Genomic DNA, 25,599 nt, shown 5'->3' with positions numbered 1-25,599 from the left:
ATTTTTTATCTCCTTGGGTATTTACTAGTGTTAAAAGCCATTTTTTGGTATAACTTATTCATTAGTAATACATGTCAGACCACTTTTTAAGAGAACACACTATGCCTTACGCACACATCACTGGTTGGGGTAAATGCATTCCACCAACAAGCATTAGTAACGACGAAATTAGCAAAATAGTGGATACCACAGACGAGTGGATAACATCACGAACAGGTATAAAATCTCGCAGAGTTAGCCATGTAAGTACTGCAGAGCTTGCTACTGTGGCGGCTAAGCATGCTATTGCTTGTGCTGGTATTGACGCTAAAGATATTGATTTAGTTATTTTAGCCACCTGTACTCCATCAACTATGGTGGCAAATACTGCATCGTTAGTGCAAAAAAATATTGGCGCTGTGGGCGCTGCCGCCATGGATACTAACGCAGCTTGTTCAGGGTTTTTATATGCTCTACAAGCAGCAACAGCGCAAATACAAGCCGGTATGATTAAAAAGGCTGTGGTTATTGCTGCTGAGCGCATGACTTGGTATGTAAACTGGTCGCGCCGTGACAGTGCGGTATTATTTGGCGATGGCGCGGGTGCCGTAGTACTCGAAGCTGCCGATACACCTGCAGGTTTACTCGCGACTAAAACAGGTTGTGACAGTACAGATCGTGATATTTTACATATCGAAAACTTTGGTAGTGACTTAAATAAATATCAGCCGATTGGCCCATCTAATTTACTATTTGAAGGCCGTGAAATATTTAAGCGCGCTGTAAAAGGCATGAGTGAAGCATGCGACGATGTACTAGCCCAAGCAAATTTAAGCCTAGACGATATAAACGTATTAGTGCCACATCAAGCTAACTTACGTATTATTCAAGCCATTCAGCACCGTTTAAAAGTACCCGATGAAAAAGTAATGGTTAATATTGGCCAGTACGGTAATACATCGGCAGCGACTATTGCCATTGCACTTTGCGAAGCGGTGGAGCAAGGTTTAATTAAACCACACTCAAATATTATGTCGGCGGCCTTTGGCGCTGGCCTTACGTGGGCTGCTAGTTATATTAAATGGGGCGAGCGTGTAACACCTATTAGTGTAAGTGATGCACAACTTCCTCCTTGCGATAAAACCGGCCTAGAGTTAGTTGCTCCAGCGGTAAAAGCATGTAAAGAAGCAGAGCCAACCTAAACAGGCAGCTACTTATTGAAACGCACTTAATTGTGCGTTTTTTGTTTTTAGTATTTGTATTTAATTACACAATTTAGAGAGCGCGTTATGAAACTACTTGGCATTCATCATGCCGCTATTATTTGCAGCGACTACCCTCGCGCTAAGCATTTTTATAGCAAAATATTAAAGCTTAAAATTATTAATGAGCACTTTAGGGAAGCGCGAAACTCTTATAAATTAGACTTAGCTTTACCTGATGGCAGTCAACTTGAGTTGTTTTCGTTTGCTGGCGCACCAGAGCGCCCAAGTTACCCTGAAGCACAAGGGTTAAGGCATTTGGCATTTAAAGTAAGTGATGTGCACGTGGCTAAAGCGTATTTAGAGTCGCAAGGGGTTAGCGTAGAGGACATAAGAGAAGATGAAATAACCGGCAAAAAGTTTACTTTTTTTGCCGATCCGGATAATTTACCGCTTGAGTTGTATGAGGTTTAACACCTCATACTTAATACTCGACTATTAGTTAAAACGGTTTTGCAAGTAATTAAATACTGCACGAATACCTAGCGCTTCACCGCCTACTGGGCGACCTGGTAGAGCACGTAAGTTCCATGCCATTACATCAAAATGTACCCAAGGCGTAGTTGGCTCAATAAATTCTTTTAAATACAGTGCAGCGGTAATTGCGCCGCCAAATGGGGTGCTTGCACAGTTTGCCATATCGGCCACATCACTGTTTAAAAATGACTTGTATTGATCAAATAACGGCAGTTGCCATACCGGATCATTTACGCTCAACCCTGCGTCCATAATACTATTAGCAATAGTACGCTCAGTACAGAAAAACCCTGGTAGTTCAGTGCCTAAAGCAACTCGACACGCACCTGTTAAGGTAGCAAAGTCAATGATAAGCTCAGGCTCGTCGTTTTGGGCTTCGCTAAGCGCGTCACATAATACTAAACGTCCTTCGGCATCGGTATTGTCAATTTCAACCATAATGCCTTTACGGGTTTTTACTACATCGCCTGGGCGAAATGCGTTACGCGAAACCGCGTTTTCAACCGCAGGTACTAACACGCGTAATCTAATTGGTAAATTAGCAGCCATTATAAGCTGAGCAAGCGCAATTACATGTGCTGCGCCGCCCATGTCTTTTTTCATGTTACGCATACCGGCACTAGGTTTTAAGTCAAGCCCGCCTGAGTCAAAACATACACCTTTACCAACCAAAGTAATTAATGGTGCGTCTTTTGCGCCCCATTTTAAATCGAGTAAACGCGGCTTATTTTCACTCGCACGACCAACCATATGAATTGTTGGGTAGTTTTGTTCTAACAACTCATCCCCAATCCACTGAGTAAAGTCTCCATCAAAGGTATCGGCTAAATCACTCATTACTTGTGCTAAATGTTGCGGCATCATGTCGGCAGCCGGCGTATTAACTAAATCGCGGGCTAAACCAATTGCGTCGGCTTGTTGTTTTATTTGCTCGTAAAGTGTTTTGTCAGCAATACCTAGCTGCGCTTTTGCGGTGATTTTTTCTTTGTACTCACTAAATTCATAACCACCCAACACAAAGCCTAAGGCAAGCTGCTCAACTAGTTGCTTTTCACCTTGAATTTGATAACAGCCAAGCGGTAACTTGGTGGCTAAGTCGCCTGCAGCCCAAAAGTCATCACTGCTGCGCATTATGCAATAAACATGGTTAAGTTCACCCGTTTCCGGGTTTGGTACTAATGCTAGCCCTTGCTTTTCAAAACCACTATTTGCTAACCAGTTTTGTACAAATGTAGGCTGCTGCGTAAGCCAGTCGGTTAATTCGTTTTTAAGGATAAAAGATAAAGGAATTCCAGAAGAAGTATGACGAAGTAATGCACTCATTAAATGACTCACAAAATATAAATGGTCACTAAGCATAACAATATGGAGACGTAAAAGGTATCGCTAATTTTGCCAATTATAGATTACTTTTTTAATGAGTTTTGTGGGTCTTGCTTTTGATTTTCTTGAGCTATTTCACGATCAAGCTCTTTAACTGAACGATTCATATTGAAGGAGCTAGGCAAAACATCAACGCCAACTAAGCGGCCAAGTTTAACCACTAAAGGAATAGTTAAAGGTGCAAACGGTAATAAGGCAAATACCCCTAAACCCAAACCCTTTAAAATATCTACAAATTGCTCATTTGCACGCTTTAATTCGGCTTTATTTGTTTGCCCTTGTGTGTAGCGTTTATAAATTGAGAGCATTTCTTTTGTTTCTTGTCTTTCTTGCGCAAGCGCAATTTTAAGCGCAACCATAGCACGACGAAAACGCAATTGCTGGCGCTTGGAACTAATTTTAACAACCCGCCATGGTGCGCGGTGTATGACTTTATATAATCGCATTAGCGTATTCTCACACAGGGATTCAAGTTCACAAAGAATAATTTACATGCCAAGGTCAATACTTTATTATTTACAGCCTTTTTAGTATTTAAAAAAATCTTAATATGCAATTAAATGGACTACCTGCAGTCGCAAAACCAGAAAAACCTAAGCCGGACGAGTGCTGTGGTGGTGGAAGTTGTTGCCCATGCGTATGGGATGAATATAAAGAGCAGCTCGCTATTTGGAAGCGCAAAAATGAGCAGCATGCAATAACAATAAAGTAACAAAAACGCTAACCCCCCTTATTTAAACCGTCCTTAATTTAACCTTTTTCTTAATCAAACTGCGCATTACAGGCAGCACTCACTGTGTTGTTGTAATTTCATACAAAACCTCCCCATTGTTAAATAATGGTTAATTAATTATTGCTCTACTTGTTTTTTCTCTATAGTCTATAAGCTGGACTCACAGGAAGTGGGCTTAATTTATTAAGCTTTAAGGAGTCAACAAGTATTACCTTTCTCCCCATGAACTGTGACTAGTCCGCTACAAAAATAACTCGTGTTACACAAACATGATTAACAAAACTATTCTAACTGGGGATATTTAGAATGAAATTAAAAAGCAATGTGCTAAACCAGGCAGTTAAATTTGCCTTAGCCACCACGACAGCCGGATTGTTTATATCTGGCTCTGCTATTGCAGCCGACGCGCAAACAACAACCAAAGTGAATAAGAATCTAGAAAAAATTGCTGTTGTTGGTACACGCTCAGCACCTCGCTCTATTGGTGATTCACCGGTTCCTATCGATATTATTGGTGGTGAAGAGCTAAGCAAGTCAGGTAACACCGACATGCTAGAGCTATTAAAGGGCGCTATACCTTCATTAAACGTACACTCTATGCCAATTAGCGACGCAGCGTCATTAGTGCGCCCAGCTAACCTTAGGGGCTTACCATCAGACAGCACACTTATTTTATTAAATGGTAAACGCCGCCATCGCGCTTCTGTTATCGCCTTTTTAGGCGGTGGTATTAACGATGGTGCTCAAGGTGCCGATATTTCGGTTATTCCAAGTATTGCCCTTAAGCAAGTAGAAGTACTGCGTGACGGTGCTGCTGCACAATATGGCTCTGACGCTATTGCAGGGGTTATAAACTTTGTATTAAAAGACGCCTCTGAAGGTGGCTCTCTTGAAGTGCGTAAGGGCGAGTATTACGAAGGTGATGGCGATACCACTCAAGTTTCGGGCAATATTGGCCTTCCTTTTACCGACAATGGCTTTGCAAATTTAAGCTTTCAATATAAAACCGCAGATGCAACCAGCCGCTCAGTACAACGCTTTGATGCTAAAGCACTTAATGATGCCGGCGTACCCGACATAGCACCTATTACTCAAGTATGGGGCGCACCTGAGGTTAACGACGACATTTCAATTTTTGGTAATGTAGGTTTAGAGCTAACCAATAATTCAGAGTTTTACATGTTTGGTAACTACTCTGAGCGCGATGTAAGAGGTGGTTTTTATTACCGTAACCCACACACTCGCCCGGGTGCTTATTCAAATGACGGTGGCGATACTTTACTCGTTGGCGATTTAACCGGTGATATGAGCGGCAACTGCCCAACTATTGCCATTGATGATAACGTGCTTGATAATCCAGATTATATTAATGGCGTTGCAAATAACCCTGATTGTTTTGCATTTAATGAAATGCTGCCGGGTGGTTTTACACCAAACTTTGGCGGTAATATTACCGATGCGTCACTCACTATTGGTACTAAAGGTCAGTTTACTGATGGCTTTTTAAAGGATGTGTATTACGATTTAAGTGGCACGGTTGGTTATAACGAATCTCGCTACTTTATTTACGACACGATTAATGCATCTTTAGGCCCAGAAAGCCCACGTGACTTTAGCCCAGGTAAATACGAACAATTAGAGAAAAACTTTAACTTTGATCTATCCAAAGGTTTTGATTTTGGCCTAGCATACGATGTAAACATAGCATCAGGCCTAGAATGGCATGAAGAAACCTTTACTGTGATCTCTGGCGATGAAGCCTCGTTTATTGCAGGGCCACTTACCGATCAAGGCTTTGGTATTGGTTCAAATGGCTTCCCCGGTTTTAAACCCTCTGATGCCGGTGAATATAGCCGTCGTAACTACGCCGCTTATGTTGATATAGAAGCGCCCTTTACTGAAGAGTTTTTAATGGGCTTAGCCGTTCGTTTTGAAGATTACGATACCTTTGGCACGACAACTAACTACAAATTAATGGCTCAGTATCACTTAACTGAAGATTTAAATATTCGTGGTTCAATCAGCACAGGCTTTAGAGCGCCAACCGTTGGCCAAGCTAATGTGAGTAACGTACAAACAAACCTTAGCAGCGGTGTATTAGTGGATTCTGCATTATTACCACCTACTAACCCAATTGCAATACAACTTGGCGGGCAAGAATTAGAGCCAGAAGAATCACAAAGCTATACTTTTGGCGCTGTGTACACGCTTGGCGATTTATTTTTAACGGTAGATTATTACAATATTCAAGTTGATGAGCGCATTAGTCAATCAGACAAAATTGAACTTAGCCAAGCAGATAAAGACAAACTTACTGCATCGGGCATTCCTAATGTACAAAACTTAGCACAGGTAAGCTTTTTTACTAATGATTTTGACACCACTACACAAGGTGTTGATTTAGTGGCTAACTACTCTACTGAGTTACTTAACGGCAGCTCAACATTTAGCTTAGCGTACAACTGGAATGAAACCGAAGTTACCCGCTCAACTATTATAACAGGGCCATTTAAAGTAAGCCGCCTTGAAAATGACTTACCTAATCACCGTGCAACTCTAAGCTGGGCACAACAATGGGAAAGCTTCTCAGCGTTTACCCGCGTAAACTACTTTGGTGAATACCAAGGTGTGCATGTAGATTATGACGAAACAGCTAAAATGGCAGATGCTGCGGTTACCTTAGACGCTGAAATTACTTATTTTTTAAACGAATCAATGAGCTTTTCTGTAGGTGCACAAAACTTACTTGACCAAGAAGCTGAAAAACTTGATTTTAGTGGCGCTAGTGAATTTATCCCGAATAATAATTGGGGTGGTCAATACTACGAAACATCACCATTTGGTATTAACGGTGGTTATTATTACGTTAAAGCAACTTATACTTTTTAATCCTTATTGGTCATAAGGTAAAGGCGAAATGTGAAAGACATTTCGCCTTTTTCGCTGTATAGATAGTCAAGACAGAATCAACAGGAATGTTAAAGTTACAATGCTACTTAAAAAAGCGAATCAGTTACTGGCAGAAAACAAACTTAAAGACGCTGAGTTTTACTACAAAACAATACTTAAAGCCGATGCTGATAACGGCGAAGCCCTGTTTGGTTTAGGCCGAATTGCACTGCGCCTAGAGCGTAATGATGATGCTGTATATTTATTACAAAAAGCCTGTGAACGCCTGCCTTATATGCTTGAACCTCTACATGCGTTGGCTGATGCATTTAATAATGTAAACTCACCAAATGATGCGCTAAAAGTGCTTGAGTACGCAAAAAACCTAGCCAGTAATAACCCCGACCCACATTACTATTTGGCCCAGCACTATTTAACGTATGGTGAGCTCGATAAAGCCCATACTACTTTTTCGCATGCACTGAGCTTAGGCGTTTACCCTGTTACAGCGTATATTTTGTTAGAGTTGGTACAATTGGGGCGTTTTGACAAAGAACATAACTATCTTAGCAACTTGCATCACTTGCTAACGCAAACTAATAATTTACGCCTTAAAATGGTGTGCTATTACGCTTTGGCAAAAAGTTACGACAAACTAGAGGATACAGAGCAGGCGTTTAACTACTTTGTGTTAGCTAACCAATTACAACGAAAACTAAGCGAATTTGACACCCAAGCTCTTACTACTTTTTACGACGACATAATAAAATACAATACAGCTGCTCTTTTAAGCTCAGCGAATAAAAGCGTGAAAGGTGGCATTACTCCCCTATTCATCATTGGCATGCCACGCAGCGGCTCAACCCTACTTGAACAAATGCTGGTAAACCATAGTCAATGCTCAAGCATGGGTGAAAGTATTAGTATAAGTAGTGATGTGATGGCGTTTTTAGAACAAAAAACCGGTTTTAGTTACCCACTGTGTTTAAACCATTTAACACATGAGTTAATTAATAAAGCCCGCGACCTTTATATAGCAAAATTAAAAACAGCAAGCCCCTCTCGCCCCTTTGTTATTAATAAACTGCCGAGCAACTATCAGGCTATTGGGCTTATTTATATGCTATTTCCACATGCCAAATTTATTAATTTAACACGCGATTTTAATGCCACGGCATTTTCGGTATTTACTAATTATTTTGCCGAAAACGAACCTTACTTTTGCTCGTTAACCGAGTTTAAGCAATATCATAGCTTGTATGAAAAATTAATGGCGCATTGGCAAACATTTCCGGCATTGCAAATATATAACCTAAGTTATGAGCAATTAGTAACGGACCCCAAAGGCCAACTCACTGCACTACTTAGGTTTATAGGTTGCTCGTTTGAAGAAAAATGCTTGGCATTTTATAAACAAAAAATCGCGGTTACCACACTCAGCAAGCACGCTATACGTGAACCGGTTAATCAGCATAATGTTGATAAATGGCAACGTTACAAAACGCCATTACTTAAGCTTTTGGCGCAGTCGCAAACCAATTAAGTACATCTTTAAACTGCTCTTTGCGCGCATGCGGATGGGTTAACATATTAATATGGTCGTAATCTACTTTATGACCATAACGACGCCCATAAATTTGCATTTTTTGTACCCCAGGACCTGACTCTTCTATAAACTTTTGAATATCTATTGGTTGTGCAAGGGCTTTATCTTTTGCGCCTGCAATATGCAGCGTTGGCGGCAAGGTTAATTGTGCAACGGCCTTGGCGTAATCAAAGTTATCGTCACTGTCTATCCAAGGTGTTTTTTTAGCCCACTGCATACTTTGCCAATGCGACTTTTGTGTTTCATTGTCACTGCCCCACTTTAAGCGTTTAGCCGGTAAGTACCCATGCTTTTTAGCCATTAACGGCGCCATAAAATACCAAATAAAGTTAGCTTGAAGTAACTTTTTAGGATGATTATTAAATAACGAGCGCTTAGTGCCAAAGTAAGCACAGGCTTTTACGTCGTTAATATAATTTGGGAATCGAGCAAATGCGCTATTCATTAACACTCCACCCCAAGAGTGAGCCAGCCAATAATCTGGTTTTTTTCCCTCTAACTGCTCTATTTTATCTATAAATGCAGGAATATCTTCTAAAATAGCTTCGGTTTGACCATAACGAGCATGCTTGTCTATAACCGGTTTACTTTCACCACGACCACGTAAATCAGCCACATAACACACAAACCCTTGTTCGGCTAAAAAAGGCGCTAAGCCTTTGTTGCTATGGGTATAAAATATTTTACCGTTTTCTACCGCGCCATGCATAAAAAAAGCCACTGCGCCATTTGGCTTATCGCTACTAATACGACGTAAATGCAGTGTTTGCTGATCGGCTAATGTTATAAATACTGATTGCTGAGTGATTGCCACAGTGAGTCCTTTTTAATTGCTAACAGCTCATCCTACCAGTAACAACCTCGTAGCCATAGGGAAAATTATCACGTTTTTATCTCGGTATTTGTTACAATTAACTTTTATTCCTGTTGTAAAAATAATCATCATGAAAGCAAGCACCTCACGCGCAAAACTACACCCTCGTAATCAACACTTAAATGGCTACGATTTTGACCTATTAACTGAGCAGCATCCTGTACTTTCTGCTTTTATTATTACAACACCTGCAGGTACAAAAAGTATTGATTTTAGTGATAACAAAGCGGTAAAAACACTTAATCAAGCCCTTTTAAAAGCCCATTACAAAGTAGATTTTTGGGATATTCCACAGCACAACTTATGCCCACCTATTCCGGGGCGAGTAGACTACATTCATTATTTGGCCGACTTATTAGCCGACGATAACCAAACGCACATTCCCACTGGCCGCCAAGTTAAAGTATTAGACATTGGCACCGGCGCTAACTTGGTTTACCCGCTCACAGGCGGGCATGAATATAACTGGCATTTTACTGGCACCGACATTGACCCTGCAGCCATTAAAGTAGCAAAACAAATTGCGCAATTTAATCATTTAAAAATAACCTTAAAACAGCAAAAAAATGCCGCAAATATATTCAAAGGAGTTATAAACAGTAAAGATCTGTATCACTTAACGCTGTGTAACCCGCCGTTTCATGCCAGCAGCGAAGACGCTGTTAAAGGTAGCGAACGTAAGTGGAAAAACCTTGGCAAAGCACCTAGCAGCACGCTTAACTTTGGTGGTCAAAATAACGAGCTATGGTGCGAAGGCGGTGAAGTGCAGTTTATCTCTAATATGATTAAAGAAAGTGCAGCCGTTGCTGAGCAAGTAATGTGGTTTACCTCTTTAGTCTCTAAAAAAGATAATATTGCGGCTTTAGAGCAAGCATTAAAACAGCACCCTATAGCCCAATATAAAATAGTTGATATGGCACAAGGGCAAAAAGTTAGTCGTTTTATTGCTTGGAGTTATTTTGATAAAGACACGCGTGCGCAAATTTGCGAAGAACTCGGATAATAAAATAAGGATTAACCCTATGATAGATTTTCGCTCAGATACGGTAACTAAACCCTCTAAAGCTATGCGCGATATAATGTATAACGCCCCTGTAGGCGATGACGTATATGGCGATGATGAAAGCGTTAACCAACTAGAAGCTTATGCATGTGAGCGCTTTGAGTTTGCTGATGCACTTTTTTGTAGCTCAGGTACTCAAGCTAACTTATTGGCGTTAATGGCACATTGTGAGCGCGGGGACGAATACATTTGCGGTCAAAGTGCCCATAACTATAAATTTGAAGGCGGCGGCGCAGCCGTTTTAGGCTCAATACAACCCCAGCCAATTGAAAACGAAGCAGACGGTACACTTTGCTTTGATAAAATAGCGGCGGCAATAAAGCCTGATGATAATCATTTTGCCAACACCCGCTTATTAAGCCTTGAAAACACCATAGGCGGTAAAGTACTTGCTCTTGACTACCTTGCTGCGGCGCGCAAGTTTGTAAACCAGCACAGCTTATCACTACACCTAGATGGTGCTCGCGCGTTTAATGCAGCAAGCGATCTTAATGTGGATATAACCGCCATTACCCAGCACTTTGATTCTGTTTCGATTTGTTTATCTAAAGGGTTAGGTGCGCCGGTTGGCTCGTTATTGCTAGGTTCAAAAGCACTGATTAGCAAAGCAAGACGTTGGCGCAAAGTACTTGGCGGCGGTATGCGCCAAGCAGGAATGTTAGCAGCAGCAGGGCAATACGCACTTGAGCATAATGTAAAACGCTTAAGCGATGATCATGCTAATGCTCGCTACCTAGCACAGCAATTAAGTACACTTAATGGCTTTAACGTTAACATGAAAAACACCACCAACATGGTTTATGCCAGCTGCGAGCCTAATATTAATATACAGCAGCTAGCAGCTGATTTAAAAGCGCAAGGAATACTGTTTAGTCCAAGTAAGCAACTTAGGTTAGTAACTCACTTAGACATAACTAAAGCAGATATAGACACCTTTATAAAGGTTTTAGCGGCCCATATTTAACGCGGCTTTATAATGTTTGCGGCACACCGATTCATACCGGTTGTTGCCGCCTATTTCTACTTGGTTACCATCGGCTATTGCATTACCATTTTCATCTGTACGCAATACGTGGTTAGCTTTTCGACCACAATGACACACAGTTTTAAGCTCCACTAACTTATCGGCCCAAGCAAGTAAATACTGCGAGCCGGTAAATAGCTCGCCTCTAAAATCGTTACGCAAGCCGTAACATAGTACCGGAATACCCAGTTCATCAACCACATCGGTTAACTGCATCACTTGCTCTTTAGATAAAAACTGGCATTCGTCAACCAGCACACAATGGCGTTTTTTTTCTTGATTAAGTGACTGTATCAGCGCAAATACATCTTTGTTTTCATCAAAAATATGCGCATCGGCTTGCAGCCCAATTCGCGAAGATACTTTGCCTACACCCGCTCTATCATCAATTGCAGCTGTGAGGATCACCGGCTCCATACCACGCTCTTGGTAATTAAATGCAGATTGTAATAAAGTGGTTGATTTACCCGCATTCATTGCAGAATAATAAAAGTATAATTGCGCCATTGCTGTGCCTTCAGATAAAAAGTGCGCTTATGCTACCTCAAACGAGCGTTAATACCAATTTGGTTTATGCATTTTATGCATTAAGAGCTGCTCAACCGGTTTCGTGCTGCAATAACCATTGTTTTCTTGCAAGTCCACCCGCGTAACCTGTTAATTTTGCGTTTGCGCCAATAATACGATGACACGGCACAATAATACTTATTGGGTTTTTGCCATTTGCAGCGCCAACAGCGCGTACCGCTTTGGGGTTGTTTAATACCTTAGCAATATCGCCATACGTTTTAAGCTCTCCATAGGGGACCTTAAGTAATGCCTGCCATACACTTTGCTGAAAATCAGTTCCTTGGGTATCTAAAGGTACAGTAAAGGTAGTGCGCTGCTTAGCAAAATACTCATTAAGCTGTGCTGCTGCGCACAAAATAGCGGTATTAGTCACTTCGCTAAGCGCTGTAATGGGATAATTTTTAGATGGGTAAAAACCCACATAGCTCACGCCATTTTCGCTGCCTTGAATTATAATATCGTCGATAGGACTTGGTAGTAAGGTTTGAATTATCATTATAATTGCTGCCATAGTTGAAAAGTTAAATATGATCGAAACGGCGCGCAGTTATCGGCGTTAAACACAGCCACAGCGGCTTGCGCTTTTTTAACACCTAAATCACCATCGAGTAAAATATCGGGCTGGCTTTGGCCACGTAACTTAGCATAGTTTACCGTCCACGGGCCTATGCCCTTTAAATTTAGCCATAAATCTAAATCGTCACATTGTGGGTTTAACGTGCAAAACTGCGCCAAATTATACAATGCATTTTTACGCGCCTGAGGCATTTTAAAAAACGCAAAATCACTGTTTACCAATTGCTGTGGGGTTGGAAAATAAACGGCCCCATTGCACTGCTCCCCCAACTCACTAACGAGTTTGGTTACTAAATTATGTGCAGCAGTAACACTGACTTGCTGCCCAAGTACTGCGCGAATGCCCGCTTCAAAGCTCGACCAAATTCCTGGTAGGCGCAGCCCTTCGCTCACCGTAAATGCATTATTAATATTATCTTGTATATGCATTGTGATTAAATTTATATCGGCGTCTAAATCAAGTACTCGGCGAATATTGGTAATAACTTGCTGCAAGCAATGCGTATTATTAATCGTTATTGCCACTTTAAAGTGATTTTTATGAGCTATAAACTCGGCATTAAAACTGCCTTTGCAGTGCTCGGATGAAAATGTACGCCCGTAACTTGTCGCTGTTATCCACTCCATAGGGGCAATTAAGCGTTTTGCTAAAAACTGCTGCATAGCAGGCCAATTATATGGCGGCCTAAAGGGAAGAGTTAAATTGAGAGTTGAGTTTGCAATAGAGTTAGGTGCTTTATCGCTGCTGCGTAATTTTGAAGGGGCAATATTTAGTTGCTGTAAAAATGCGTCGTTAAAACGTCTAATGCTATTAAACCCCGCCGCAAAAGCAATGTGCGTTAGCGGAAGAGTGGTTTCTTGGATCAACTTTTTAGCAAAATGACACTGATTGAAAAGGCGGTATTGCGTGATCGAAATACCAAAGTGCTGAGTAAATAAACGCCTTAAATAACGGCTACTTACCCCTAATCTTGCCGCGAGCTTTTCGCAATCATGACAAGCGCCTTGATCAATTAACTGTTTTGCTCGCAGTGCCGTGGTTTTAACGCCTTGCCAAGCAAAGCTCCCCGGCGCACTATCGGGCCTACACCGCATGCAGGGTCTAAACCCCGCTTTAGCAGCATTATGTGCGTACTGATAATAGGTAACGTTTATTTCATTAGCCGTGGGGGCTGGGCATATTGGCCGACAATATATACCGGTACTTTTAACCGCCACATAAAAAAGCCCATCAAAACGAGGGTCGCGGCTCTGTCGTGCCTTTTGCCACTGTTTATCATTCATAAACGCACACATTAATTACTAATAAGAAACTTAAGCTTAAAGTATACGCCACACTTTACTAGCCAATTTCGGACCTTAACCATATAAGTTAACCAAAGGCAGGGGTTATATGGTTAAGTAACTGTTTATTATGTAACGTGTATAAAAGGCACTCTGCCTTATTTGGCAAAATCGATTAACTCTTGCCCAGTTAAGCGATAAATAATCCATTCATTTTGCGGCTTAGCGCCCATACTATCGTAAAAATCTATTGCGGGTTTATTCCAATCTAATACCACCCACTCAAAACGCCCACAATTTTTATTCAGCGCTTGATTTGCTAAGTGCTTCATTATTGCCCTACCAGCCCCTTTACCGCGGCTATCAGGGCTTACATATAAATCCTCTAGGTACAGGCCGTTTTTACCAAGCCAGGTAGAGTAATTATAAAAATAAACAGCAAAGCCAATGGGCTCATCGCCATCAAAGCATATAATGCTATGCGCTGTTGCGCCTTCACTAAAAAGGGTATCTAAAATGGCTTGTTCATTGGTTTTAACTGCTTGTGGCTCTTTTTCATAAATAGCGAGCTCATTAATAAAGTGCAAAATGGTTTTTGCATCACTTGCCTGCGCATCTCGAATGTCGATTGTGTTTGTCATACTGTTTTAACCTTAAAAATACTGCTCTAATTTGTCTTTTAAAATATCAAGTTCAATTGGCTTACTTAAATAATCATTCATGCCAGCTGCAATACATCGCTCTTTATCTGAGTCCATGGCATTGGCTGTTAATGCTACAATTTTAATTGCTTTATGTTGCTCGCCAGCTTCACCTTTACGTATTGCAATAGTGGCATCATAACCATCCATAACCGGCATTTGGCAATCCATTAGCACAACTTGAAAATAACCGGCTTCATGTTTTGCGAGCACTTCTAAAGCACGTTGACCATTTTCGGCTAAGACTGTTTCACAATTGAGCTTTTTAAGCATTAAAGTAGATACTTGCTGGTTTATTGGATTATCTTCAACCAATAATATTTTAGCAGGCTCAATTGTTCTAGCTTTACGCAACGATGAAATATACCCAGATGTTACTAATGGCAGTGCTTCATGCTGCTCGCTATTAGTAATAACCGAAAGCGCAGAAATTAAATCGGCGGTTGTTACCGGCTTTGGAAAATAAGCCTGAAAGCCTGCATCAAAATAACGTTGAGCCCCTTCTAAGCCTGCAATACTGGTCATCATTACTAATGGCATATGTTTGTAGTCAGCATGCGCTTTTAATACTTTACATAACTCTATGCCATCCATGCCGGGCATTTGCATATCTAATACAGCTATGTCATACATGCCCTGATTATTTTTAATTCTATTTTCACAAATTAGCAGCGCATGTTCGGCATTATTTGCCAGCTCAACATTAGCTCCCCAGTGCTTGAGCTGCTCTGAAATAACCAAACGATTTGTTTCGTTATCATCAACCACCAATATACTTAAGCCATTAATATTAGCCTTAGGCATATAGCGCTCTTGCTGATCGCCCTTTAGCACCTGCATAGTGACGATAAACTCACTACCTTGGCCAGCATTACTTTTAATTGCAATAGCGCCTCCCATTAGTTCACATAACTGCTTACTAATAGCAAGACCAAGGCCAGTGCCTCCATACTCTCGAGTGGTAGACGCATCTACTTGCATAAATGGCGCAAATAACTGTTGTTGTTTTTCTTTGCTAATGCCAATACCAGAATCTTTTACTCTAACTTGCAGTATTAGCTGGGCCTCAATACGCTCAATAGACGCGCTAACCACCACTTCGCCTTCGTTAGTAAACTTAACGGCATTACTTAGTATATTAGTTAATACTTGGCGTATTCGCCCCGGATCGCCACTTAACTGTGATGGCTCTAAGGCAACCAAATCTAAAATTATTTCAATGCCTTTATTTTGAGCAGTAAATGCTTGCGCTGCGGCGACTTCACCTATTAAATCGCGAGCGTTAAAGTTAATACTCTCTAGCTCGATTTTACCTGCTTCTGCTTTTGAAAAATCTAAAATGTCGTTTATTACACTCAGTAATGAATGCGCACTGGTTTTAGCAATCGCTACTTTAGTTTCAATTGGCTTGGGCAGTTGCTCTAACTGAATAAGCTCAAGCATGCCTAAAACACCATTCATTGGCGTACGTATTTCATGGCTCATAGTTGCTAAAAACTGACTTTTAGCTACACCGGCTTCTTTTGCCAAAACCAAAGCTACCTTTAATTCCTCAGCGGTTTGTTTGCGGCGCTGTGACACTAAGGTACTGCCTACTAAGGTTGCTAAAGAGCGTAAGTAGGTTTCTTCACTTTGCGTCCATTGGCGAAACTCCCCAACGGTTTCTGCGCATAAAATCCCTAAGTTTCCGTCACCGGTTGTAATTACAGCATCTAGCATAGATTTTATATTATTAGGTTTTGCATAATGCTCAATAAAATCAACAGTAGCGGGATGACTATAAACATCGTCAATGGCTATTAAATTTTGTTTATAAATAGCTTCATAGTAGGCAGGGTAATCCTCTGCACTTAGCTGTGCATTACAACAATCAACACCTTGCCCTTGTATATTTAAACTATGGCAAATCATTAAATCGCGTTGTTCGTTAAAAATCCAAATAGAAGCGCGCTGTACATCAAGCACTTCACACATAGATTTAACGGCTAATTTTTTCACCTCAGCTACATCACTGCTTTGCACTTCAGGTGCAACAGTAAGCATGGCTAAGCTTTTGTTGTAACGATTGGCTTTTTCGCTTTCGAGCTCAAGTCGCTTATGCGCATCAATACTTTGAAAAGAGCCAAAAACGCGAATACACTGGCCGTTTTCAAACTCACTTTGCCCTATTGACTTAACCCAACGTTCTTGGCCAGTGTAAGTAACAATAATAAGCTCAACATTCCAGCCTTCCCCGCTACTGATCGCACGTTCAAAAAGGGCATTAATTTTATCTCTGTGATAGCCTTCTTTATAATGGTTTATTGCGGTGGCTATATCTGGAGCGTAGCTCTGTGGTACTTCGTGAATTGCGCGTACTTCATCTGACCAATAAAGCGTTTGCGCTTTTAAGTCTATTTCCCACGCACCTATTTGCCCCTGTTTACTCATAGATTCAAGTAGGCTTTGCTGGCGTGTTATTTTTAGTTGCGCCTGATGACGCTCTGTAATGTCGAGTATAAAACCATCTAAATATAATACGTTTCCGGCAGAGTCATAAATAGCTTGGCCTTTTTCGTTTACCCAACGTACTTCATTATTTTGCGTTATGATCCGGTAGTCAACTGACCAAGGAGTGTGCTCGTCAATGCACTTAATAATCGTTTTTTCAATATCGTCACGATCGTCAGAGTAAATTATTTCTAAATAACTTAACTGCTTATTCTCTAATATTGCCTCAGCGTCATAACCCGTAAGCTCTTTAGTTTGCTTACTCATATAAAGCATAGTCCACACTTTATCATACTTACAGCGGTAAATAATGCCTGGAATATTGCCTACTAACGAGGCAAATTGGTCACGGCTTTTTTGTAATTCTAGCTCTGTTGCTTTTTGTTCTGTAATATCCAAGTGGGTACCTATCATCCGCTTTGGTGAGCCATCATCATTCCATTCAACCACTTTTGCAGTGTCTAGTATCCATACCCAATGACCTTGTTTATGTTTCATACGTGCTTCATTGACGTAATAGTTTGTTTCACCAGAAAAATGAGCGTTTAATTTTTGCTCCGAAACTATTAAATCGTCTGGGTGGGCATACTTATACCAAGTGCCTATAACTGCTGGGCCTAACTCGTCTAAGGTATAGCCAATTATTTCAGCCCAACGGTGATTAAAAGTCACTTTACCTGTGTCAATGTACCAATCCCAAATTCCCACAGCGGTAGTGTCTATTACCAACTGTAGTTGTGCTTTATGCTCTTCTAGTTCTATTTCTTGTAGCTTTAATGCGGTTAAATCTGTTCGAATGGCTATATAACTTTGTGGCTTAGCATTTTCATCTAAAAATGGCGCTATGGTGGTATCTACCCAATATAAATTACCTAGTTTAGCTTTATTACATATTTTTCCATGCCATACTTCTCCCTGCTTTAGGGTTTGATACATTTGTTTAAAAAACTGTTTTGGGTGGGTGCCCGAATTAAGAATACGGTGATTTTTACCTATTAACTCATGTTCGTCATAACCACTTATTTCACAAAACTTTTTATTAACAAAAGTAATAGTGCCTTTTAAATCTGTTGCAGCCACAATCGCGTGCTCATCAAGTGCACTTTTTTGTTCTGCTAAGTGCCTTAGCACAACCTGTAGTTCAGCCCCTTGTTTGTAAAACTCAGTTAGTTGTTGCTGTTTATTTTCGGCCAATTTACACAGCTTACTCGACAACAAATTAAACTCTTGGCTGTCGGGTAAAATAGGTACTTGGGTACTTTTCCCCTTGGTAATTTTATCAACAAGAGCTGTTAAGCGCTTTAACGGATGAAACAACACGCGACCAAACCACCAAGAACACGCTAAAACAGCCAGCAACATAAGCAGTGTTGCCACAGCAAAATACGTAACAGAATAAGTATTTGTTAACTCCTGAACACTCGGCTTAGACACTAATAACTGCCAACTTTGATCACCTAAAAAATTCAGCTGGCTAACAAAGCCATGCATTACATCATTATTTTCGTTGTTATAGGTAAATGTTTTTTGCATTAATTGTGTTTTATTTAATAATGTTTGCTCTGTTGATGGCTGTTGGTTTAATAAAGGCAAGCTATTACTTGGCAATAAACTAAAGCTAAACTCGCTGTTTTTAGCATACATTGCATTTAATTGAGTCATTAGCCACTGGGGATTTATATCGGCTAAAAGAATACGGCTGAATTGTTGCTCCGTATTATATATACCAAGCGCAATAATAAAGTGTGGTTGTTTTTCAATTAACAATGATTGAAATGAAGGCGTTGCATGCTCACTCAAGCTAGTGTGGATATTAGTTAACGATTGAGAGTCTAGTTTGCTAATAAAAGAAGATGTAGGTGCAAAAAGCAAAGCGGCGCTATCTATTAGCTCTACATTATTTACAAATTCGTATACGTTAACAAACTCAGTTATTGCACTTTGTTGTTGCACAGAATTAGTCGTTAACTGGTTTTTAAGTAACTTAAAATCTTTAATATAATCAGCCAGCCAAAAGCGACTAAACTGCTGAGCAATATTTGTTACCTGTTGTAATTCAGTTTGGGCGTGGTGTTCTAATGTAGTATTTATTTGCTTAAAGCTCAGCCAAGAAAACAAACACAAAGGTATTAATGCAATAACTATAAAAGCTATAGTTAGCTTACTTTGTACAGATTGTCCTTTACCTGCTCGATTTGTGAAGCTAAAACCTTTATTCATACCTGAATTACCTAGTAATTTTACCCATTTTAATACTATGTATTAATGCATTAAAAAACCTAATACGCAAGTTTTGCGCTAATAAGCCAATGAGTTTTCATGTGTTTTATACGCATTACTGCTACGTATCTATTAACTAAAATATACGCCTTAGCATACCCAATGAGTTAACTAAATTTCATCAAGCTCCGTGTAGCTGTTTTTAGCTGCCCATGATATAACAATTTTAATATAAATAGTTACTTGGGAATATTATGGGTCACGACCATGCACACAGCCATGTAGACGAAAGCCAAAGTAACAAGCAACTTGCGCTAGCTGTTGCCATTAATGTTCTGCTTACTGTTGCGCAAGTTGTTGGCGGAATATTTTCTGGTAGTTTGTCACTCATGGCAGATGCACTGCATAATCTTAGTGATGCAGCAGCAATTTTTATTGCCCTTGTTGCGCGTAAAATTGGTAACAAACCTGCCGATAACACACATCACTTTGGCTACAAGCGCGCCGAAATCTTAGCTACTTTGTTCAATAGCAGTACATTAATCCTGATAGGTGTGTATTTAATTTTTGAAGCTATGAGCAGTTATTTAAACCCGCAGCCAATTGATGGTTGGATCATAGTGTGGGTGGCTACATTTGCCCTGCTCATAGATTTAATCACTGCACTTTTAACTTATCGGGCTGGCGCAAATAGCAGTATGAATATAAGAGCGGCTTTTATTCATAATGTATCTGATGCGATGGCATCTGTTGTGGTTATTGTTGCAGGTACTTTAATTATTTTATACCAGTGGTATATAGTTGATTTAATTGCGACAATTTTAATTTCTATTTATGTTATTTATCATGGCGTGTTACTGCTTAAACAAAGCTGCCGCATTTTAATGCAAGCTGCGCCTAATAACTTTGATACCCAAGCGGTTACAAACGCGCTCACCAAAAACTTTAATATAGAGCAGGTAATAGCTATAAAAGTATGGCAATTAGATGATAAAACCTGTCATTGCGAACTGCTGATTAACGCTCATAAATCGCTTGATTTAGCAGCCGTTAAACACTTTTTACAGCATAATTTTAATATTGAAAACTGCATAATAGAAAAGCACAGTAATTTATAATAAAAATAGCTTTATAAGCAAACTTTCAATTGAAAACTGCTCTCATTATCATTTACAATTAGGGTTCTTAGCTCACAATTGAGATGCCGTTTTTGAAACTTTGGTTACGTAAAATTCATTTAGCACTTGCCCTACTTAGCGGGTTGTTTTTATTAATAATGAGCCTCAGCGGAGCGGTGTTAATTTACGCAAAAGATCTACAACACCTTATCCAGCCCGATAAATGGCTAGTAACACCTGCAGAAAAACCACTAAATTACGACACTTTAATAAACAGTGTGCAAACTCAAACCCAACAAAAAACCATTTTTTTAATGCCTGAACAAAACCCTACAATGGCATGGCAGTTTAGATTAGCTAATAATCACTATGCGAGCGTTAACCCCTACACCAGCAATGTTATTTATACTTACCAAAGTACAGATACAATTTATGGTTTTACGCTTGCTTTGCATCGCTGGTTATTATTTGAGAGCAGTGACGGTAATAAACCATTAAAAAATTGGATGTCGGTATGTGCATTACTGCTGTTAATAAACGTATTAATAGGCTTTTATTTATGGGTAAAACCTAAAAATAGGATAAAACGTTTAGCTATAAAACCTAAAGCAAAACTAAGAGTACTGCTATATCAGCTGCATACTGTGTTGGGAGTTTACTTTTTTGTGCCATTAATACTGATTGCTTTTACAGGCATGGCGTTTAATTGGAAAACGCAAACGCAGTCTGTTTTAGAATTGGTAACACTAAATAAAGTAACAAACAGACCTGCGCCCCCCCAAATAACTGCGCCTAAAAATACCGAGTTACAATACAATTTAGCAATTAACAATGCACAATCCATATTTTCAGAAGGTGAGCTATATAGGGTATATCTGCCTAAAAAAGCGGATGACGCGATTGCTTTAAGAATACAAAACCCAGGAGAAAGCCATGCCTATAGCTGGGTATGGGTCAATCCTTATACTGCAAAAGTAGTCAACTCGTTCGATGCAAATAGCACCAATTTCACCACACAAGCATGGAACTTTAAATATGCCTTTCATATTGGTAATTTTGCTGGGCCAGTTGTACAGTTTTTATGGCTGCTAATAACCCTATCACTGAGCTTTTTTATTGTAACGGGTGTTTACTTTTGGTTAAAAAGGCGCAATCGAAAATAATTATCATTAACACTTGAGGCTTTTGTTGTTAATAGTTATCATTACTAAAATTAATTATTTATCAGAGTTATCATGTTAAAAACCTCGCTTTGTTTACTTAGCGTCGCTGTTAGTGCTTGCGCAATTGCCGATGAAAATAATAAAAACAAATATTCTGCTGATCAGTTAGAGCACGTTATTGTGTCGGGTAGCCGTATATTTGAAAGTATTGATGAAGTTCCTGCTTCTATTACTGTTATAAACCAGCAGCAAATTCAACAACACTTAAAAGTAAACCCAGAACTAAGCAGCTTACTCGCACAAATGGTACCAGGATTGGCTCCTAGCACCGGCAGCTCCAGTAACTCAGGGCAAACACTGCGTGGTCGCGCGCCTTTAGTTATGATTGATGGCGTGCCGCAGTCAACTCCACTGCGTAACGGTTCATTAGGTATAAAAACGCTAGATGCCAGTGCTATTGCACGCATAGAGGTCATTAAAGGAGCAACCTCTATTTATGGTAATGGCGCTGCTGGCGGCATAATTAACTACATAACAAAACAAGCACAAAGTGACGGCCAGCCTGAGGGCGAAATTAGTGTTTCTAGCCGCTTTAGCGCCGTTACGCTTGATGAAAGTGCCGGTGCAAGAATATCGGCAGCAGTAAATGGTGGCTTAGATAAGTTTAGCTATTTAATAAGCGTCAGTTACGAGCAAAACGGTGTACAACGTGATTCAGAGGGTGATATTTTAGGCTTGCAATATGGTTTGTCTGACTCAGAAACACAAAACTACTTTACTAAACTAAGCTACGATTTTGATGATGATAAGCAACTAGAGTTTAGTTATAACTTTTATAGCTCACAGCAAAAAACAGACTTAGGGGATGTAACAGGCGACGGTAACATAGGCGAAAAAACCTATGCGATTCACGTACCCACAGAGCTGCAAAAACAAGGTAAACCGCAAGGCCCCGAAGGCAATGTAAATATTACTCTTAAATACCTAGATTACGCCTTATTCGATAACACCCAAATGACCTTAGATCTGTACAAGCAAAATATAGAAAATGTATTTTTCTTCTCAACTAATTTAGCCAATCTTGATGATGGTTATAGCGGTGGTCAATCTGTTATAAAGTCAGATAAACTAGGCGCAAGAGCTACATTTAATAGCCAATTTGATTTTGATAATCTAACAACTACCTTAATATATGGTATTGATGCCCTAAACGATAAAACCTCACAGCCTTTAGTGGATGGTCGTATATGGGTTCCCGAAATGGACATGGACAGTGTTGCTGGTTTTTTACAAACAAAGTGGGTAATTAACGACGATATTATTTTAAAAGCCGGTGTAAGAAAAGAAAGCATTGATTTAACGGTAGCCGACTACCAAACATTAAAGCTATGCAGAACCGCTACGCAATGTTCAGTACCACTAAGTGTGCGCGGCGATACCATAAATTACGATGCAACAACTTACAATGCTGGCATTAAATACAATTTAAGCCCTGCCTTTAGCCCATTTTTTAGTTACTCGCAGGGCTCTGATATATCAGATATAGGCATACTATTGCGCGCAGCTACTGTAAACGATATAGCGCTTATTCAAACACAAGCATCAATTATAGATAACTACGAAGTAGGTTTTACCTCGCAATTTGATGACCTGCGTTTTGAGGTAGCAGCATATAAAAGTACGTCTGAGCTAGGAACCAGTAATAAATTTAACGATGTAACAGGCGTTTATGAGCCAGTTCGCGCGCCGCAAAAAATATGGGGCTTTGAAGGCTTAGTAAATTATGCCATTACCCCGCAACTTAAATTAGTTGCCACATATAGCTATGTTGAAGGTAAAGATACCCAAGCCGATGAATACTTAGGTGCTAAACAAATTAGCCCACCAAAAGCGACTGCTAATTTAGCGTGGCAGGCCAGCGACGACATAGCTCTTACATTTAGCTATTTATACGTTGGTGATAGAAAGCGCTTTGATAAAAACGAACAAGGCCAATACGTGGGCGATCAAGGTCCTGTAAGTAGTTACGATATAGTTAATTTGAGTGGTCAATATCAAATTACTCCACAATGGAGCAGCTATTTTGGGATCGAAAATTTATTTAACAGCGACTACTACCCTGCTCGTGCGCAATCATATACTTATGGTGGCTATAACATTAAAGGGCTAGGCACTACGGCAACTCTCGGGGCTAAATATCAATTTTAACTGATTTAAGTAACTTTAAAGGCATGCTAAGCATGTCTTTAAAATTATATTAAAATATGTGTGTTAACCCCTATCTAGCGCAATTAGTAATATCACTAATACCTATTTTAAAAATTAAAAACTGCTTACAAACCAAGTAATAACGCAAACTTAAATAAGAATCAAAACCAATAGTAACATAATGATTTTTATAGAGAAAACTTGCAATAGCTGCAGTTTGCACTACACTGGTCGCAATTGAACTTGTTAAGGTGATTTATCATGAAAGGTAATCAAAAAGTAATCGACGCATTTAATACATTGTTAGCCAACGAATTAGCAGCAATTGATCAGTATTTTATTCACTCGCGCATGTACGATGACTGGGGATTAGCTAAACTTTATGAGCGCCTTAACCACGAAATGGAAGAAGAGAAAGATCATTGTGACTGGTTAATAAAACGCATTCTATTTTTAGAAGGTGTGCCTAACATGACTAAACGTCGTGATTTATTAATTGGAACCGATGTTAAAAGCATGATGCAAAACGACTTAACGCTTGAACTTGAAGTAGTAGCTAGCGTAAAAGACGTAATCGCAATATGTGAAGAACAACAAGACTATCAATCTCGTGCCATTTTAGAAAAACTATTATTTGATACCGAAGAAGATCATGTTTACTGGTTAGAACAGCAACTTGGTTTAATTGATAAGATTGGAACGCAAAATTATCATCAAGCACAAATGGCTTAGTAGGAGTATATAGTATGAAAGGCGATAAAGACGTTATTGCAGCGCTAAATAAAGTACTCGCTAACGAGCTTGTTGGTATTAACCAATACTTTTTACACGCACGTATGTTTAAAGATTTTGGCTTTAGTAAATTAGATAAAGCAGACTACAAAGTATCTATTCAAAAAATGAAAAATGCGGATCGTTTAATTGAGCGCGTTTTATTTTTAGAAGGCCTGCCAAATTTACAAGATCTAGGCCGTTTACGTATTGGTGAAAACAGCGAAGAAATGATTGCAGCCAATATGAGCTTTGAACTTGATACAATTGATGAGTTACGTGCTGCGGTTAAATTAGCTGAAAGCAAAAAAGACTATATCAGCCGTGAAGCACTTGATCATATTTTAAATGAGCAAGAAGAACAGATTGACTGGTTAGAAACACAGCAGCTACTGATTGAAAATACCGGCTTAGAAAACTACCTACAGTCGCAGCTGTAATAGCAATTAACACATATAAAAAAAGCAGCTTAAAGCTGCTTTTTTTATATCTAAATTTTGTAATGTAATTTTTTAACCAAATTAAGCAACCTGATCCGTTATATCGGCAATTTGAATAAGCTTACGATTAAGGATCTTTTTAGTACAACCACAACACTTACCGCATTGGCTGCCCACTTTAAGCTCTTTAGTTAACTCACGCATGGTTGTTGCACCATCGTCAATTGTTTGTTCAATTTTTTTATCGGTCACACCGTGACATAGACAAATATACATGAATACAAACCACTCTCAATTACATTTAGTAGGTGCATACTAATCTAAATGGTAATGGTTATCAAACACTTTTTTGCAGTTATATGTTCTTTTTTGATCTTATTTTAAACAGTGCTACACAGTTAAAAATTAGCGGCTGTTTAAGAAAGTGCATGCTTCAGAATTATGGACGTGTTGAGACTCAAAGATTCAATTTTTTAAAATAACCACAGAGCACCTATACGCCTAAGCTATTCGTTTTAATGACTTGTGGCGCTTAATCTATGGTTCAATATTTACTATCTAAAAAGTTTGTGGAATAATGCGCGTCTCTTAGGGGAGTAGCCCGCTTAGTAATATCAATCGTATTAAAAAAGTGAGTAATTATAGCGTTGTAAATCGCTATAATAACCGCGCTTTAATATTGTTGGTGTCGCAAGTAAACTTATCAACATAATTGCACCTCACGTGCATGGTAAGTTTGTAATGTTGTAGCAAGCATTATCGGCGAGA

General features: G+C 39.6%; 21 protein-coding genes. 12 read left to right on the top strand and 9 right to left on the bottom strand.

Going from position 1 to position 25,599, the window contains the following annotated elements:
- Positions 1-101: 101 nt before the first annotated feature.
- Both PTRA_RS17430 and gloA2 read left to right on the top strand, forming a co-directional pair.
- Positions 102-1,181 carry a ketoacyl-ACP synthase III gene (locus PTRA_RS17430; protein WP_058375160.1) on the top strand — a complete coding sequence of 360 codons (1,080 nt, stop codon included), beginning with the start codon at positions 102-104 and terminating at the stop codon, positions 1,179-1,181.
- Between the two features lie 87 nt (positions 1,182-1,268).
- Positions 1,269-1,655 carry an SMU1112c/YaeR family gloxylase I-like metalloprotein gene (gloA2, locus tag PTRA_RS17425; RefSeq protein WP_058374924.1) on the top strand — a complete coding sequence of 129 codons (387 nt, stop codon included), beginning with the start codon at positions 1,269-1,271 and terminating at the stop codon, positions 1,653-1,655.
- 24 nt (positions 1,656-1,679) lie between these two features.
- On the opposite strand, the gene PTRA_RS17420 is transcribed toward gloA2, so the two are convergent.
- Together PTRA_RS17420 and PTRA_RS17415 are read right to left on the bottom strand one after the other, a co-directional pair.
- Positions 1,680-3,041, bottom strand: coding sequence for a leucyl aminopeptidase family protein (locus PTRA_RS17420; protein ID WP_058375159.1), 1,362 nt, complete (start codon positions 3,039-3,041; stop codon positions 1,680-1,682).
- 83 nt (positions 3,042-3,124) lie between these two features.
- Entirely contained in the window at positions 3,125-3,547 is a 423-nt protein-coding gene (locus PTRA_RS17415; protein WP_058374923.1) for a hypothetical protein, read from the bottom strand.
- A gap of 104 nt (positions 3,548-3,651) precedes the next feature.
- Here PTRA_RS17415 and PTRA_RS18990 point away from each other — a divergent pair, with 104 nt between their 5' ends.
- The 3 genes from PTRA_RS18990 to PTRA_RS17405 all read left to right on the top strand — a co-directional run bounded on the left by PTRA_RS18990 (position 3,652) and on the right by PTRA_RS17405 (position 8,266).
- Complete coding sequence (locus PTRA_RS18990; protein WP_083497561.1) at positions 3,652-3,813, top strand: oxidoreductase-like domain-containing protein; 162 nt, start codon at positions 3,652-3,654, stop codon at positions 3,811-3,813.
- 327 nt (positions 3,814-4,140) lie between these two features.
- Positions 4,141-6,723, top strand: a complete 2,583-nt coding sequence (locus PTRA_RS17410) for a TonB-dependent receptor plug domain-containing protein (RefSeq protein WP_058374922.1) — start codon at positions 4,141-4,143, stop codon at positions 6,721-6,723.
- 100 nt (positions 6,724-6,823) lie between these two features.
- Positions 6,824-8,266 (top strand): tetratricopeptide repeat-containing sulfotransferase family protein, encoded by a 1,443-nt coding sequence (locus tag PTRA_RS17405; RefSeq protein WP_058374921.1) that lies wholly within the window; start codon positions 6,824-6,826, stop codon positions 8,264-8,266.
- On the opposite strand, the gene PTRA_RS17400 is transcribed toward PTRA_RS17405, so the two are convergent.
- Entirely contained in the window at positions 8,235-9,143 is a 909-nt protein-coding gene (locus PTRA_RS17400) for an alpha/beta fold hydrolase (protein ID WP_058374920.1), read from the bottom strand. The genes PTRA_RS17405 and PTRA_RS17400 overlap by 32 nt on opposite strands.
- Positions 9,144-9,273: 130 nt before the next feature.
- Here PTRA_RS17400 and rlmF point away from each other — a divergent pair, with 130 nt between their 5' ends.
- Together rlmF and ltaE are read left to right on the top strand one after the other, a co-directional pair.
- Entirely contained in the window at positions 9,274-10,206 is a 933-nt protein-coding gene (gene rlmF, locus PTRA_RS17395; RefSeq protein ID WP_058375158.1) for a 23S rRNA (adenine(1618)-N(6))-methyltransferase RlmF, read from the top strand.
- Between the two features lie 19 nt (positions 10,207-10,225).
- Complete coding sequence (ltaE, locus tag PTRA_RS17390) at positions 10,226-11,230, top strand: low-specificity L-threonine aldolase (RefSeq protein WP_058374919.1); 1,005 nt, start codon at positions 10,226-10,228, stop codon at positions 11,228-11,230.
- Here ltaE and PTRA_RS17385 read toward each other — a convergent pair.
- From PTRA_RS17385 to PTRA_RS17365, 5 genes are all read right to left on the bottom strand, one after another.
- Positions 11,213-11,797 carry a thymidine kinase gene (locus tag PTRA_RS17385; protein ID WP_058374918.1) on the bottom strand — a complete coding sequence of 195 codons (585 nt, stop codon included), beginning with the start codon at positions 11,795-11,797 and terminating at the stop codon, positions 11,213-11,215. The two genes, ltaE and PTRA_RS17385, sit on opposite strands and share 18 nt — an antisense overlap.
- Positions 11,798-11,888: 91 nt before the next feature.
- Positions 11,889-12,356, bottom strand: a complete 468-nt coding sequence (locus PTRA_RS17380) for a methylated-DNA--[protein]-cysteine S-methyltransferase (RefSeq protein WP_058374917.1) — start codon at positions 12,354-12,356, stop codon at positions 11,889-11,891.
- On the bottom strand, positions 12,356-13,720 hold the full coding sequence (locus PTRA_RS17375; protein ID WP_058374916.1) for a DNA-3-methyladenine glycosylase 2 family protein: 1,365 nt from the start codon (positions 13,718-13,720) through the stop codon (positions 12,356-12,358). Before PTRA_RS17375 ends, PTRA_RS17380 begins: the two co-directional genes overlap by 1 nt.
- A gap of 158 nt (positions 13,721-13,878) precedes the next feature.
- Entirely contained in the window at positions 13,879-14,361 is a 483-nt protein-coding gene (locus tag PTRA_RS17370) for a GNAT family N-acetyltransferase (protein WP_058374915.1), read from the bottom strand.
- A 12-nt stretch (positions 14,362-14,373) separates the two neighbouring features.
- Positions 14,374-19,131, bottom strand: a complete 4,758-nt coding sequence (locus PTRA_RS17365; RefSeq protein ID WP_058374914.1) for a PAS domain-containing protein — start codon at positions 19,129-19,131, stop codon at positions 14,374-14,376.
- A gap of 254 nt (positions 19,132-19,385) precedes the next feature.
- Here PTRA_RS17365 and PTRA_RS17360 point away from each other — a divergent pair, with 254 nt between their 5' ends.
- The 5 genes from PTRA_RS17360 to bfr (PTRA_RS17340) all read left to right on the top strand — a co-directional run bounded on the left by PTRA_RS17360 (position 19,386) and on the right by bfr (PTRA_RS17340) (position 24,831).
- On the top strand, positions 19,386-20,249 hold the full coding sequence (locus PTRA_RS17360) for a cation diffusion facilitator family transporter (RefSeq protein WP_058374913.1): 864 nt from the start codon (positions 19,386-19,388) through the stop codon (positions 20,247-20,249).
- Positions 20,250-20,341: 92 nt separating this feature from the next.
- Entirely contained in the window at positions 20,342-21,412 is a 1,071-nt protein-coding gene (locus tag PTRA_RS17355) for a PepSY-associated TM helix domain-containing protein (RefSeq protein ID WP_058375157.1), read from the top strand.
- Between the two features lie 72 nt (positions 21,413-21,484).
- Positions 21,485-23,620: a TonB-dependent receptor gene (locus PTRA_RS17350; RefSeq protein WP_058374912.1), complete on the top strand. Its 2,136-nt coding sequence runs from the start codon at positions 21,485-21,487 to the stop codon at positions 23,618-23,620.
- A 261-nt stretch (positions 23,621-23,881) separates the two neighbouring features.
- Complete coding sequence (bfr, locus tag PTRA_RS17345) at positions 23,882-24,352, top strand: bacterioferritin (protein ID WP_011329914.1); 471 nt, start codon at positions 23,882-23,884, stop codon at positions 24,350-24,352.
- Between the two features lie 14 nt (positions 24,353-24,366).
- Positions 24,367-24,831 (top strand): bacterioferritin, encoded by a 465-nt coding sequence (gene bfr / locus PTRA_RS17340; RefSeq protein WP_058374911.1) that lies wholly within the window; start codon positions 24,367-24,369, stop codon positions 24,829-24,831.
- An 81-nt stretch (positions 24,832-24,912) separates the two neighbouring features.
- Here the strand turns inward: bfr (PTRA_RS17340) and PTRA_RS17335 are convergent, their stop codons facing one another.
- Positions 24,913-25,107, bottom strand: coding sequence for a (2Fe-2S)-binding protein (locus PTRA_RS17335; RefSeq protein WP_011329912.1), 195 nt, complete (start codon positions 25,105-25,107; stop codon positions 24,913-24,915).
- Positions 25,108-25,599 lie beyond the last annotated feature (492 nt).

This window comes from Pseudoalteromonas translucida KMM 520 (genome assembly GCF_001465295.1).
GTDB lineage: Bacteria > Pseudomonadota > Gammaproteobacteria > Enterobacterales > Alteromonadaceae > Pseudoalteromonas > Pseudoalteromonas translucida.
The sequence above is the reverse complement of the archived record's forward strand: the minus strand, read 5'-3'. Positions and strand labels throughout refer to the sequence as shown.

Coding starts and splice junctions, on each gene's coding strand:
- PTRA_RS17420 (WP_058375159.1), bottom strand. CDS start 3,041: ATGAGTGCATTACTTCGTCATACTTCTTCTGGAATTCCTTTATCTTTT.
- rlmF (WP_058375158.1), top strand. CDS start 9,274: ATGAAAGCAAGCACCTCACGCGCAAAACTACACCCTCGTAATCAACAC.
- gloA2 (WP_058374924.1), top strand. CDS start 1,269: ATGAAACTACTTGGCATTCATCATGCCGCTATTATTTGCAGCGACTAC.
- PTRA_RS17430 (WP_058375160.1), top strand. CDS start 102: ATGCCTTACGCACACATCACTGGTTGGGGTAAATGCATTCCACCAACA.
- bfr (WP_011329914.1), top strand. CDS start 23,882: ATGAAAGGTAATCAAAAAGTAATCGACGCATTTAATACATTGTTAGCC.
- PTRA_RS17370 (WP_058374915.1), bottom strand. CDS start 14,361: ATGACAAACACAATCGACATTCGAGATGCGCAGGCAAGTGATGCAAAA.
- PTRA_RS17385 (WP_058374918.1), bottom strand. CDS start 11,797: ATGGCGCAATTATACTTTTATTATTCTGCAATGAATGCGGGTAAATCA.
- PTRA_RS17335 (WP_011329912.1), bottom strand. CDS start 25,107: ATGTATATTTGTCTATGTCACGGTGTGACCGATAAAAAAATTGAACAA.
- ltaE (WP_058374919.1), top strand. CDS start 10,226: ATGATAGATTTTCGCTCAGATACGGTAACTAAACCCTCTAAAGCTATG.
- PTRA_RS17380 (WP_058374917.1), bottom strand. CDS start 12,356: ATGATAATTCAAACCTTACTACCAAGTCCTATCGACGATATTATAATT.
- bfr (WP_058374911.1), top strand. CDS start 24,367: ATGAAAGGCGATAAAGACGTTATTGCAGCGCTAAATAAAGTACTCGCT.
- PTRA_RS17405 (WP_058374921.1), top strand. CDS start 6,824: ATGCTACTTAAAAAAGCGAATCAGTTACTGGCAGAAAACAAACTTAAA.
- PTRA_RS17375 (WP_058374916.1), bottom strand. CDS start 13,720: ATGAATGATAAACAGTGGCAAAAGGCACGACAGAGCCGCGACCCTCGT.
- PTRA_RS17410 (WP_058374922.1), top strand. CDS start 4,141: ATGAAATTAAAAAGCAATGTGCTAAACCAGGCAGTTAAATTTGCCTTA.
- PTRA_RS18990 (WP_083497561.1), top strand. CDS start 3,652: ATGCAATTAAATGGACTACCTGCAGTCGCAAAACCAGAAAAACCTAAG.
- PTRA_RS17415 (WP_058374923.1), bottom strand. CDS start 3,547: ATGCGATTATATAAAGTCATACACCGCGCACCATGGCGGGTTGTTAAA.
- PTRA_RS17350 (WP_058374912.1), top strand. CDS start 21,485: ATGTTAAAAACCTCGCTTTGTTTACTTAGCGTCGCTGTTAGTGCTTGC.
- PTRA_RS17360 (WP_058374913.1), top strand. CDS start 19,386: ATGGGTCACGACCATGCACACAGCCATGTAGACGAAAGCCAAAGTAAC.
- PTRA_RS17365 (WP_058374914.1), bottom strand. CDS start 19,131: ATGAATAAAGGTTTTAGCTTCACAAATCGAGCAGGTAAAGGACAATCT.